Source organism: Meiothermus sp., assembly GCF_026004075.1.
Classification (GTDB): domain Bacteria; phylum Deinococcota; class Deinococci; order Deinococcales; family Thermaceae; genus Meiothermus.
On the sequence record NZ_BPIK01000001.1, the window covers coordinates 1,365,957 to 1,377,538 of the forward strand.

The window sequence follows — 11,582 nt, forward strand, 5'->3', positions numbered from 1 at the left end:
GCACTCCAAACAAATCGGCGGCCCGAAGGCCGCCGAAAAACGCAAAAAGCGTAACAAATGCGGGTCGGGTGGGGCTTGGGTTCAGGCAAAAAACCTGCTCATCCTGATAAGAATGCGGTTGCTCATGGTTCACCTTCCAGCACCAAGTGTACGCGCTGGCCGGGCCAAAGCGCAAGGGCATGCGGCGGAAATCACCACTAAATAGCGTGCTGCAAAAAATGAGCCTGGCCCTGCAGACGGTATGTTTTAGGGTAGAATCGGTCTGCTGTTCGACTACACGAGGTCAGAACATGAACGTCTTTCCCGAGTGGTTTAAGGCCTTTAAGCAGGTGGAAATCTGGCCCGGCATGGATATGGCGGTGCTTTCGGGCTACAAGGGGCAGGTGGGGTTTGCCCAGGTCTCCGAAGAAACCTTTGTGCCCGAACACGCCCACGACGGCCAGTGGGGGGTGGTGCTGGAAGGCCAGGTCGAGTTCGTAATCGGCGGCGAGACCCAGGTGTTCCGCAAGGGCGACTACTACCATATTCCCGCCGGCGTTCCGCACAGCGCCAGGCTGGCAGCGGGCACCGCCTTTATTGATGTGTGGGAAAACGAGCGCTTCCCGGCCGACCGCCTTAAGTAGGGCTCGAGGGGGTTTTATGTACGAGAACATTCTGGTGGAGACCCACGGGGCAGTGGGGCTGGTGCGGCTCAACCGCCCCAAACAGCTCAACGCCCTCAACAGCGCCACCCTGCGCGAGCTGGCTACCGCCATTGCTGCGTTCGAGCAGGATGCCGCCATCGGGGCCATGGTCATTACCGGCAACGAGCGGGCCTTTGCCGCCGGGGCCGATATCGCCGAGTTCCAGCAAACCAGCCTGGCCGAGCTGATGAAAGGCCTGCGGGCCGACCAGTACGAGGTTCTGCGCAAGGTGCGCAAGCCGCTGGTGGCCGCGGTCTCGGGCTTTGCCTATGGGGGCGGCTGTGAGCTGGCCATGCTCTGCGACCTGATTGTGGCTTCCGATACCGCCAAGTTCGCCCAGCCGGAAATTAACCTGGGCATCATCCCCGGCGGCGGGGGCACCCAGCGCCTCACCCGGCAGGTGGGCAAGTACCTGGCCATGGAGGTGATTCTGGCCGGACGGGTGCTCTCGGCCTGGGAAGCCTTGCAGCACGGCCTGGTGAACCGTGTGGTGCCGGTGGAGCTGTATCTGGAAGAGGCCCTCGAGCTTGCCCAGACCCTCGCCGAACGGGCCCCCCTGGCCGCGCGGCTGGCCAAGGATGCCGTCCTGCGGGCCCAGGACATGAGCCTGGAGCACGGGCTGGGCCTCGAGCGCAGCAACTTCCTGGTTGCCTTTGGCAGCGAGGACAAGCAGGAAGGCACCACCGCCTTTTTGGAAAAACGCAAGCCCCAGTGGAAAGGGCGCTAGGGAGGAAGCATGGAGGTACTTCTACGCGATCAAAACAACGGCGTTCTAACCCTCACCCTGAACCGGCCCGAGGCCATCAACGCCCTCACCACCGAGATGCTGCGGGAGCTTAGCAAAGCCCTCAAAGAGGCCGCCGCCCCGGAGGTGCGGGTGGTGGTGCTGCGAGGAGCGGGCCGCGGCTTCTGCTCCGGTCAGGATTTGCGCGAGTTTGAGGGGCAGCGCATCTCGTACAAGAATCACCTGCGCAACTACCGCTCGGTGGTGGAGGGTCTGGCCGGTTTGGAAAAGCCGGTAATCGCCGCTATTCACGGGGCCGCCGCCGGGGCCGGCCTGTCGCTGGCCCTGGCCTGTGACCTGCGTATTGCTTCTACCGACGCGGTGCTGACCACCGGCTTTAGCAGGATTGGCCTGATCCCCGATGCGGGCATGAACTACCACCTGCCGCGCATGGTGGGCTACGCCAGGGCCTTCGAACTCGAGGTGCTCTCAGAGCGCCTCAAGGCCGAGGAGGCCCTGGCCCTGGGCCTGGTAAACCGGGTGGTGCCCGCCGAAAGCTTTGCCGAGGAGGTGGCCCGGCTGGCGGGTGAGCTGGCCCTGGGCCCCACCAAAACCTACGGCCTGATTAAGCGGGCCCTGCGGCGCAGCGCGGGGGCCAGCCTCGAGGAGATGCTCGAGTACGAGGCCCTGCTGCAGGAGGTGGCGGGCCGCACCGAGGATCACCAGGAGGGCGTGCAGGCTTTTTACGAGAAGCGCCCCCCGCGCTTCCAGGGCAGGTAGACTAGCGGCGTGGTTCGCTACCTCAAGGGAACGGTACTGAAAAAAAGCCCCAGCAGCGTGGTCTTGCTGGTGGGGGGGGTGGGCCTCGAGGCGAGCTGTCCGGCCTCGACGCTGGCCCAGCTCATCGAGGGGCAGGAAGCCGCTTTGCACACCAAGCTGGTGGTGCGCGAGGACGACCTGTCGCTTTTTGGCTTTGCCGATGAACGCAGCCTGGAACTGTTCGAGCTTTTGCTCTCGGTCTCGGGGGTGGGGCCCAAAGTGGCCCTGAACCTGCTTTCCTCCCAGACCCCCGCCCTGCTGGCGCGGGCCCTGGCCGAAGGCGACCTGCGCCTGCTCACGGCGGCCCAGGGGGTGGGCAAGAAGCTGGCCGAGCGCATCGCGCTCGAGCTGCGCAGCAAGGTGCCGGCCCACCTGATGGGCGAAGGAGGCCATCTGGTCCGTAGCAGCCAGACCGAGGAAGCTGAGCTGGCCCTCATCACCCTGGGCTTCCGCGAGGGCCAGGTGCGGAGCGTGGTGGCCGAGATCGCCCAGAAAAACCCCGAGGCCGGCACCCAGGAACTTATCAAGCTAGCCCTAAAAGCCCTGCGCTAGCACATCTGGATCAGACGCTAAATCGACTTGAGCTCTTTTCAGAGCGCTCGTCCCGGCACTTTTTTTAGGTCATTGTGCTGCCTGCAGGGCAGTAGCGCGCCAGGGTGCTCTCATACCAGATTCACCGTGCGGCGCTAGATTCCGTAGGAATGGAGCGAATGCACGGCACCACCATTGTGGCAGTTCGTCGAGACGGTGTCACGGCAATTGCAGGCGACGGGCAGGTCACCCTCGGTCAGACCATTATGAAGACCGGGGCTGTTAAGGTTCGTCGCCTCGAGCAAGGCGAAGGCATTCTGGTTGGTTTTGCTGGCGCTGTGGCCGATGCCCTCATGTTGCTGGAAAAGTTTGAAGGTGCGCTCTCCAGCGCCAAGGGCAACCTCCAACGGGCTGCTATTGAAACCGCCAAGCTCTGGCGGAGCGACCGCATCCTAAGGAACCTCGAGGCCATGCTGGTTCTAGCCGACCGCGACAACCTGCTGCTGCTCTCCGGCAACGGCGAGGTGCTGAGTCCCGATGAGCCGGTGCTGGCAGTAGGCTCTGGGGGCCCCTATGCCCTTTCAGCAGCAAAAGCCCTGCTGCGCTACTCGAGCCTTCCGGCCCCCCAGATCGCCGAGCAGGCCATCCGCATTGCTGGTGAGATAGACCTGTACACCAGCGGACAGGCCACACAGGTCTTGAGCGTAGGGGGTGCGTCATGAACCTGACCCCCGCCGAAATTGTGCGCGAGCTGGATAAGCATATCGTTGGGCAGGCCGCCGCCAAACGCGCGGTGGCGGTGGCGCTCCGCAACCGGATACGCCGCAAGAAACTACCGCCTGAGCTGGCACGTGAGGTCATGCCCAAAAACATCTTGATGATCGGCCCAACGGGCGTGGGCAAGACCGAGATTGCCCGGCGGCTGGCCCGGCTGGCGGGTGCACCCTTTCTGAAGGTAGAGGCCACCAAATTTACCGAGGTGGGCTATGTAGGTCGCGACGTGGACTCCATCGTGCGTGACCTGGCCGAGGCTTCCTACCAGCTGGTGATGCAGGAGATGAAGGCCAAAGTGGAGGGGCGGGCTCAAAGCCTGGCCGAAGATGAGATAGCCTCGCTTTTACGCATTCAGCCCCATGAGCTGCGAACAGGTCGCTACAACGACCAGATGGTTGAAATTGAGGTGTCCGAGGAAGCCCGCCTGCCCATGATGGGTATGTTTGGCGGCGAGCAAATGCAAGGCCTGCAAGACATGCTCAAAGGGCTGATGCCCCAGCGCAGGGTGCGGCGCAAGCTGCGGGTCAAAGAGGCCCTGGAGATCCTCAAAAACCAGGAAGCGGAACGCCTCGTAGACAAGGAAGAAGCCACTCAAGAGGCCCTGCGACGGGCTCAGGAAGAGGGCATCGTGTTTATCGATGAGATGGATAAGATCGCTCGTAGCAAGGGTGCGGTCGGCGGGCCGGATGTCTCAGGGGAAGGCGTACAGCGGGATCTGCTTCCCATCGTGGAGGGAACCGTGGTCTCGACCCGCCTGGGGCCGGTCTCAACCGATCATGTGCTGTTCATTGCCGCCGGGGCCTTTCACGTTTCCAAGCCCTCCGATCTGATTCCAGAACTACAAGGCCGCTTCCCCATCCGGGTGGAGCTCGAGCCTCTGGGGCCACAGGAGTTCGAGCGTATCCTGCGCGAGCCGGAAAACTCGCTCATCAAGCAGTACTCCGCCTTGCTCGCCGCCGACGAGACCGAGCTTCATTTCACCCCCGAGGCCATCCAGGCAGTGGCGCGGTTTGCTCACCAAGCTAACCAAGAGTTAGAGGATATTGGCGCCAGGCGACTCGCCACGGTGCTGGAGCGGCTTTTGGAAGAAGTCTCGTTTCAAACCGGTTTAGGCCGAGTCGAGGTAACGAAGGAGTATGTGGAAGCCCGGCTCAAAGATGTGCTTGCCTCCCCCGATCTTTCCCGTTACATCCTATGAAGCCCTGGGGCATTTTGTGAAACCTTGGCCAACACAATCTTGCACAGCCGTGCCGTCCAATAAACTACAGCAACCTACAAGTTGTACGATTTAGGAGGAAGATGATGCGTTTTTGGTTCTTTGTGCTGGCGCTAACAATGGGAAGCGTTCTGGCGCAGCAAAACCCCGCCCAACCTGCGCCTAAACCACAGACCCAGGCCAGCTTGTGTGCTTTGCTCTACGAGGCCGGGCGTCCGGAAGCAGCGCTGCCGGCCTGTGAACGAGCTGTAAAAGACGCCCCCAGCGCCGAAAATCTTTACCTGCTGGCCCGGGTGCAGTCTGAGTTGAACCGCTTCACTGCGGCCACTGAAAACTTGCGTCGCTCGATTACCCTCAACAGCAGCTTCATCCAGTCGTATGTGGCCCTAGCGCAGGTATACGTGCGTCAGTATCTGCTGTCGGAAAGCCGCGAAGCAGCCAAGGGTTTACTGGATCAAGCCCTGAGCATCCTGCGTGAAGCCGAACGGGTCAATCCCAAGTATGCCCCCATCTATGCAACGCGTGGAACCGTCTTGGCTTATCAGAACAAGTTAGATCAGGCAGTAGAATCCATCAATCGCGCTCTGGCCATCAAGGATGAACCGGTGGTGCGGGCTTTACTGGCCGACATCTACATTCGGCAGGGTAAGTGGGATGAGGCCCTCAAGAATTACGACGAAGCAGTGAAGGCAGCCCCCAAGAACTCGAGCTTGCGTATCAAGTACGGTAGCCTGCTGCTGCTCAGGGGCAATGTAGATCTAGCCATTGAGCACCTAGACCAGGCCGTAATCCTGAGCCCTGGCAACGCCGAAGCCTGGTTACGACGGGGCGATGCTTACTACGAGAAAAAAGACTGGCAGCAAGCCGGGGTTTCCTACCAGCAGGCCGTAGCCCTCTCACCGGTGCGTTATCCGGATGCCTATATTGGCCTAGGTCAGGTGCTGATTGAGCTAAAGGACTATCAAAAGGCTCGCTTCAACTTCACCAAGGCCGTGGCCCTGGAGCAGGACAATCCGGTCTACCGCTTCTGGCTGTGCCGCGCCAACGAGCTGCTGGGGGATAAAGCCGGCGCGAAGGCACAGTGCGAACATGCCCTCAAGCTGCGGCCCGACTTCAAAGAAGCGCAGGACGTACTAAACCGCTTGAAGTGAGTTTACTGGGCTTGAAGGCCAATTGGAGCTTTTTTATTTTAGTATGCTACCAACATTAGATAGACAACATTTACGTAAAAAGCTAAATGTTGTAGATTGATTCTATGGCCTGGAAGCTGGAAGCCTGGAACCCCGATTATGCACTGCCCGAACGGATCGGTAGCGATGAAGAGGCTGGCGGCCTCGAGGACATCAAAATCCATTATGAAGGCGACTGGGTAGCCCATACGCCCCCAAAAGTCGAACCCCAGGACTGGCCGATTGTGTACCTGGTGGATGGCCGCCAGCGCATAGACGCCCAGATCGCCGATGCCAGAGGGCGGCGGGCCTTGCTGGCAACAGTGATCGCGGGGGCTGTGTTGCGAGATGGGGCCGGCATTCGCCCGGTAGGAGACCCAACAAAGCGCCACATCCTGCTGCACAGCAGCGAGCTCGAGGAACCCCTACCCCCTGGCCTCAGGCACTACGAACCCATCCAGACCGAAAAATCCGACCCCACCAGCCTGCGCAGCAAGGTTATCGAGGTGATGCGCCACCTGGAGGCCAGTCTGGTGAACAGGCTCGAGGGCGGCCTGGTAATCGTGGATGGGCAGATATACCTCGGCGCACAAGACTACAAAAAACCTGGGCGGCTGCTGGGCTACACCAAGACCCAGGCCACAACCTACCTGGGGCCCGATCAGCAAACCTTGCTATATAACCTTCAACCCTACCAGCGCACCCCCATATTTCTGATTCCGGGCTATGCCTTGCGACGTCCGCTGGACGTGTTCTCGTGGTACGTGCGCCTGCCCCTGGAACCAAACAGCACCTTTTACAGCGGCGCGGCCCTCCTGCGCATCGAGACCCCCACCGAGGAGCCCAGCGAGGCAGTTCGACTGGCCGATCTTTCGGTCAGCCTTTTTTGTACCCTGGCCTCCTCACCGGCCAAGGATCCGCGCGCACCGCAAAACCTGATCCCCATAGGGGGCCTGGAGCAGTGGCTGGGGCGGCACCTGGGGCAGGCCGAGGTAGTTCGGCGTAGAATCGTGCAGGCGCTATTTGCTTAGAGTTGGGAGGAAGCTGTGAGTCAGGTAGGCATGGTATTGGGTAGCCGCGAAGCAAAGGCCCTGGATTTCTGGGTTGCCGTCGAGGAGGGGCAGTACCTGCGCCTCGATGATCTGGTCTATGTCGAGTTTCCGCATCCCGACCCGCGTAAGGGCAGCGTGCGCTACTACGGCATGGTGGATCAGGTGATCAAGCTCTACGAAGGGGCTCAGTTCGATACCGACGTGTTCCTGGCCCGGCGCGACCTGCTGCCGGTGAGCCTCTCCTACGCCGCGCACGTGCAGGTCACCCGGATCATGCCGGAGGAATACCTACCCCCCGACCCCGGCGCGCCGGTCTATCTGGCTCAGGAAGAAATCCTGGGGCTGGCCCTGTACTACGACCGGATGCAGGAACAAAAACTCCCGGTGGGCCTTTTGAAAAACGGCGAGGTAGCTTACATCAACTTCGAATTTCTCAACGGCTTCAAGGGGGGGCACGTCAACATCTCGGGGGTCTCAGGGGTAGCGGCCAAGACCAGCTACGCCACCTTCCTGCTGCACGGCATTTTCCAGTCGTCGGCCAACCGGCAAAAAGCCAACACCAAGGCCCTCATCTTCAACGTGAAGGGGGAAGACCTCTTCTACCTCGATAAGGACAACAGCGGCCTGAACGACGAGGCTAAAGCCGCCTACCAGAAGCTGGGCCTGCCCGCTCAGGCCTTCCAGAGCGTGGCTTTTCTGGCCCCGCCCCGTAAAACCCCTGGCGATATTCTGGCCGATGTCGGGCGCCCCGACGCCAGCGCTTACTACTGGGACTTGGTGCAGTTTTGCCGCGAGGGGCTGCTCCCGTTTTTGTTCACCGACCGTGGGGCCATGAGCAACCTGGGCTTTCTGATTGACCAGGTGACCGAGCGCCTGCGCCGCCTGGTGGGCGATGAGAACGATAAGCAAGGGCAGCGGGGCCCCCATATTTTAGTGGAGGACTGGTCGGATGAGCTTTCGACCAGCGAAGCCCATGTGCCATTTGACGAGCTGGGCCGGCAAAAGATTGTCACCTTTGCCCAGTTGGTGCGCTACATCGAGTTCAAGCTGTTGGGGCCGGAGTCTGCCGACGACGAAGAGAAGCAGAAGGGCGACCCACGCTGGACAGCCCGGCAGGCTCGAGGCACGCTCGAGGCCTTCGTGCGGCGTCTGCGCGCAGCCATTGGCAACGTCGAGCACCTCGTCCGAGGAGATAAACCCGGCAAAAGGCCCAACCCCCTGGGCGGCCAGGCCCAGGTAAGCGTGGTGGACATTCACCAGCTCTCGGCGCAGGCACAGATGTTTGTGGTGGGCTCCATATTGCGCGAGGTGTTTGGCCGCAAGGAGCGGGGCGATTATGCAGGCCGGGTGTTTGTGGTGCTGGACGAGCTCAACAAGTACGCCCCCCGCGACGGCGAAAGCCCCATCAAAGACATTCTGCTGGACATTGCCGAGCGCGGGCGCAGCCTGGGTGTAATTCTGATTGGTGCACAGCAAACCGCTTCCGAGGTGGAGAGCCGGATTGTCGGCAACGCCGCCATCCGGGTGGTGGGCCGGCTCGATGCCGCCGAGGCCGAGCGGCCTGAGTACCGCTACCTGCCCCCATCCTTCCGCCAGCGGGCCATGATTTTGCCGCAGGGAACCATGATTCTGCACCAACCCGAGGTGCCGGTGCCACTGGCCCTCACCTTTCCGCTGCCGGCCTGGGCCATGAAAAAAGACGAGGTGCAGGAGGATGTATCGGCAGAAAAGTTATCCAGGCTGATAGATTAGTCTGGGCAAATCCATTGTGTCCAACCCCTAAAAACTTTCCTTTGTGGACAGGATCAACCTACAAGCTGTACTGAACATGTATGCCCAGGGATATTTTCCCCTTGGGATCGAGCAGGGGATTGGCTGGTTCGACCAGCGGGCCTACGGCACACCCTACCGGGCCTTGATACCGCTGGATGAGCGCTTCCACATTCCCAAAAGCCTGCGGCGGGCGCTCAACTCCGGGCGATTCGAGGCCCGGATCAACGCCGATTTTGCGGGGGTGCTCGAGGGTTGCGCAACCAGGGGTTGGACCTTCAAAAGCGAGACCTGGATTACCCCCGAAGTGGCCCAGCTTTACCTGAGCCTACACCGCTACGGCTTTGCTCATAGCTTTGAAACCTGGTACGAGGGCAGGTTGGCCGGCGGTATTCTGGGTGTTGCATTGGGGGCTGCTTTTATTGGCGACAGTATGTTTTACAGTGTTCCCAACGCCTCCAAGGTGGCCATGGTGCGGTTGGTGGAGCATCTGCGCCAGAGGGGCTTCGAGATTTTTGACGTACAGGTGCAAAACCCGCACCTAGCCCGGTTTGGTGCTATAGAGGTAGACCCGATTGAGTTTCGCCAGCGATTATTCCAGGCCATCCAGAAACCCGCCCGATTTGTAGGCTAGAGCCGTCGGCCCGTTTTCGTTTAGAGCGGTTCTCAGAGCGAATTCCAGCAATCTTCAAAAAGTCAAAAACAGTGCTGGAATCGTTCTTTGTCGCCAGTCCTAGCAGCAAGAGTAGGGGGAGTCGCATTATGCACTGCTGTAAAAATCACAATAAAAGCGGATGGCCTTTTGAAGCCATCCGCTGTATCTAGCGGAGAGTTTTAGCGTTTGGACAAAGGCTTGTAGGGAAGATCCAGCTTCCCGGTGTAATGGGAATCAGGGCGCAACAAGCGGTTATCTACCTTGGTGTACTCGAGGATGTGCGCACACCAGCCCGAGATACGGGCCACCGCGAAGATGGGCGTGAAGAACTCGAGGGGGTAGCCCAAATCGGAGTACACCACCCCCGAGTAGAAGTCCACGTTGGGGTAGATGCCCTTGGGGTTGTAGATGGCCCCTGCCTGGCGCTCGAGCTCCTTCAAGATGGCATACTCCTTGCTGTGCCCGTGTTTGGCCGCCACCTCTCCCGCGTATTTATCGAGCACCCCGGCCCTGGGGTCGTAGGACTTGTAGACCCGGTGGCCCATGCCCATCACACGGCCCTTCTTGGCCTGCAGGTCGGCCAGCCAGGCCGAGACGTTCTCGGGGGCGCCGATCTCGGCAATCATCTTCATCACCGCTTCGTTGGCGCCGCCGTGCCGGGGGCCCTTGAGCGCCCCTACCGCGGCAACGATGGAGCTGTAGATGTCGGCCTGGGTGGAGTAGGTGGCAATGGCGGTAAAGGTGGAAGCATTGAAGCCGTGCTCGGCCTGCAAAATCAGGGCCACGTCCATCAGCTTGGTTTCTTCCTTGCTGGGCACTTTGCCAGTGGACATGTAGAGGAAGTTGGCCGCGTGGGACAGGCCTTTGCGGGGGGCAAGAATTTTTTGCCCTTCGCGGTGGCGCTTGGTGGCAGCCACGATGGTGGCAAACTTGGCGATGAGCGAAAGCGATTTCTCGTACAGCGCCTCGGGTGAGACATCGCTTTCGGTGGGGTCTACCATGCCTAGCTCACTCACCGCGGTGCGCAGCATGGACATGGGGTGGGCATCGCGGGGGAATTGCTTGATTTGCTTGATGATGGAAGGTGGCAAAGCCCGCAGCGAGGACAGCCTGGCGCTGAAAGCCTTTAGCTCGGCCTTATTCGGTAAGTGACCGTGCAGAAGTAGGTAGGTCACTTCTTCGAATGTGGAGTACTCGGCGAGGTCTTGGATTTTGTAACCGGCGTAGTACAGGCGGCCCTGGTCGCCATCGATGAAACACAGGCTACTTTCGGTGAAAATAACATCTTCCAGACCTCGAGCAATCGCAACAGTTGCACTCATAATCGCTCCTTTAGTGCCCTGACCGTGGTCGGGGCTAGCCTGTGTATTCTATCGCGTTTCTACACCGAATTACCGCACCAAAGCTCATAATCTTGCAGTGTAGATACACTAGGCTGTGCCCCACACACCGGGCAGTCCGGGCGGCGCGGGAAGCTCAGGCGGCGGAACTGGGCCTGTAAGCCGTCGTAGAGCAACAGCTTGCCCGACAGCACCTCACCCAGCCCCAGCAACACCTTGATGGCCTCGGCCGCCATCAGACTCCCAATCACCCCCGGAAGAACGCCAAACACCCCGGCCTCTGCGCAGTTGGGGACGGTGCCAGGCCGGGGTGGCTGGGGGAACAGGCAGCGGTAACAGGGCCCGCCCTGATGGTGAAATACCGAGAGCTGGCCCTCGAACTGGTGGATGGCCCCATATACCAGCGGTTTGTCCAGTAACACACAGGCGTCGTTGACCAGGTAGCGGGTAGGGAAATTATCGGTGCAGTCAATTACCAGATCGTAGGGTTGCAGCAGCCTAAGGGCGTTTTCGGAGGTAATCCGCTCGGCATGGGCTTCGATCTGGATATGGGGGTTGAGGTTTTCCAGGCGGCTTTTGGCTACCTCGGCCTTGGGTTGCCCCAGCGATGGGGTGTCGAACAGCACCTGCCGCTGGAGGTTGGAAACGTCCACCCGATCCATCTCGACCAGGCCCAGCCGGCCCACCCCCGCCGCGGCCAGGTACATCAAGACCGGTGAACCCAGCCCGCCGGCCCCCACCACCAGCACCGCACTCTGCTTGAGCCGGGCCTGGCCGGCCCCCCCCACCCCCGGCAGCACGATGTGGCGGGCGTAGCGATCCAGCTCCTCTTTGCTCCACATACCAGCA

At 60.7% G+C, this 11,582-nt stretch carries 12 protein-coding genes; 10 read left to right on the forward strand and 2 right to left on the reverse strand.

Annotation, left to right across the window (positions count from 1 at the left end; all coding sequences use genetic code 11):
* The first annotated feature begins 290 nt into the window (after nucleotides 1–290).
* From Q0X18_RS06585 to aat, 10 genes are all read left to right on the forward strand, one after another.
* Entirely contained in the window at nucleotides 291–623 is a 333-nt protein-coding gene (locus Q0X18_RS06585; RefSeq protein ID WP_297560040.1) for a cupin domain-containing protein, read from the forward strand.
* A 16-nt stretch (nucleotides 624–639) separates the two neighbouring features.
* The gene (locus Q0X18_RS06590; protein ID WP_297560043.1) at nucleotides 640–1,410 is read left to right on the forward strand and encodes an enoyl-CoA hydratase-related protein; all 771 of its coding nucleotides are present in this window, start codon (nucleotides 640–642) and stop codon (nucleotides 1,408–1,410) included.
* 9 nt (nucleotides 1,411–1,419) lie between these two features.
* A complete protein-coding gene (locus Q0X18_RS06595) occupies nucleotides 1,420–2,187 on the forward strand; it encodes an enoyl-CoA hydratase-related protein (RefSeq protein ID WP_297560046.1) in 768 nt (255 codons plus the stop codon).
* Nucleotides 2,188–2,196: 9 nt separating this feature from the next.
* Complete coding sequence (gene ruvA / locus Q0X18_RS06600) at nucleotides 2,197–2,778, forward strand: Holliday junction branch migration protein RuvA (RefSeq protein ID WP_297560049.1); 582 nt, start codon at nucleotides 2,197–2,199, stop codon at nucleotides 2,776–2,778.
* A gap of 149 nt (nucleotides 2,779–2,927) precedes the next feature.
* Entirely contained in the window at nucleotides 2,928–3,479 is a 552-nt protein-coding gene (gene hslV / locus Q0X18_RS06605; RefSeq protein WP_297560051.1) for an ATP-dependent protease subunit HslV, read from the forward strand.
* The gene (hslU, locus tag Q0X18_RS06610) at nucleotides 3,476–4,729 is read left to right on the forward strand and encodes an ATP-dependent protease ATPase subunit HslU (protein WP_297560054.1); all 1,254 of its coding nucleotides are present in this window, start codon (nucleotides 3,476–3,478) and stop codon (nucleotides 4,727–4,729) included. Before hslV ends, hslU begins: the two co-directional genes overlap by 4 nt.
* A gap of 101 nt (nucleotides 4,730–4,830) precedes the next feature.
* Nucleotides 4,831–5,898, forward strand: a complete 1,068-nt coding sequence (locus Q0X18_RS06615; RefSeq protein WP_297560057.1) for a lipopolysaccharide assembly protein LapB — start codon at nucleotides 4,831–4,833, stop codon at nucleotides 5,896–5,898.
* A 104-nt stretch (nucleotides 5,899–6,002) separates the two neighbouring features.
* A complete protein-coding gene (locus tag Q0X18_RS06620) occupies nucleotides 6,003–6,947 on the forward strand; it encodes a DNA double-strand break repair nuclease NurA (RefSeq protein ID WP_297560060.1) in 945 nt (314 codons plus the stop codon).
* 15 nt (nucleotides 6,948–6,962) lie between these two features.
* Complete coding sequence (locus Q0X18_RS06625; RefSeq protein WP_297560063.1) at nucleotides 6,963–8,720, forward strand: ATP-binding protein; 1,758 nt, start codon at nucleotides 6,963–6,965, stop codon at nucleotides 8,718–8,720.
* 43 nt (nucleotides 8,721–8,763) lie between these two features.
* The gene (gene aat / locus Q0X18_RS06630) at nucleotides 8,764–9,372 is read left to right on the forward strand and encodes a leucyl/phenylalanyl-tRNA--protein transferase (RefSeq protein WP_297560066.1); all 609 of its coding nucleotides are present in this window, start codon (nucleotides 8,764–8,766) and stop codon (nucleotides 9,370–9,372) included.
* A gap of 200 nt (nucleotides 9,373–9,572) precedes the next feature.
* Here aat and Q0X18_RS06635 read toward each other — a convergent pair whose 3' ends face one another.
* On the reverse strand, nucleotides 9,573–10,715 hold the full coding sequence (locus Q0X18_RS06635) for a citrate synthase/methylcitrate synthase (protein WP_297560068.1): 1,143 nt from the start codon (nucleotides 10,713–10,715) through the stop codon (nucleotides 9,573–9,575).
* Between the two features lie 59 nt (nucleotides 10,716–10,774).
* A complete protein-coding gene (locus tag Q0X18_RS06640; RefSeq protein WP_297560072.1) occupies nucleotides 10,775–11,575 on the reverse strand; it encodes a molybdopterin-synthase adenylyltransferase MoeB in 801 nt (266 codons plus the stop codon).
* Nucleotides 11,576–11,582: the final 7 nt, after the last annotated feature.

Bases quoted from the DNA above. Each gene is read 5' to 3' on its own strand.
- Q0X18_RS06585 (WP_297560040.1), top strand. From the start codon at position 291: ATGAACGTCTTTCCCGAGTGGTTTAAGGCCTTTAAGCAGGTGGAAATC.
- Q0X18_RS06590 (WP_297560043.1), top strand. From the start codon at position 640: ATGTACGAGAACATTCTGGTGGAGACCCACGGGGCAGTGGGGCTGGTG.
- Q0X18_RS06595 (WP_297560046.1), top strand. From the start codon at position 1,420: ATGGAGGTACTTCTACGCGATCAAAACAACGGCGTTCTAACCCTCACC.
- hslV (WP_297560051.1), top strand. From the start codon at position 2,928: ATGGAGCGAATGCACGGCACCACCATTGTGGCAGTTCGTCGAGACGGT.
- hslU (WP_297560054.1), top strand. From the start codon at position 3,476: ATGAACCTGACCCCCGCCGAAATTGTGCGCGAGCTGGATAAGCATATC.
- Q0X18_RS06615 (WP_297560057.1), top strand. From the start codon at position 4,831: ATGATGCGTTTTTGGTTCTTTGTGCTGGCGCTAACAATGGGAAGCGTT.
- Q0X18_RS06620 (WP_297560060.1), top strand. From the start codon at position 6,003: ATGGCCTGGAAGCTGGAAGCCTGGAACCCCGATTATGCACTGCCCGAA.
- Q0X18_RS06635 (WP_297560068.1), bottom strand. From the start codon at position 10,715: ATGAGTGCAACTGTTGCGATTGCTCGAGGTCTGGAAGATGTTATTTTC.
- Q0X18_RS06640 (WP_297560072.1), bottom strand. From the start codon at position 11,575: ATGTGGAGCAAAGAGGAGCTGGATCGCTACGCCCGCCACATCGTGCTG.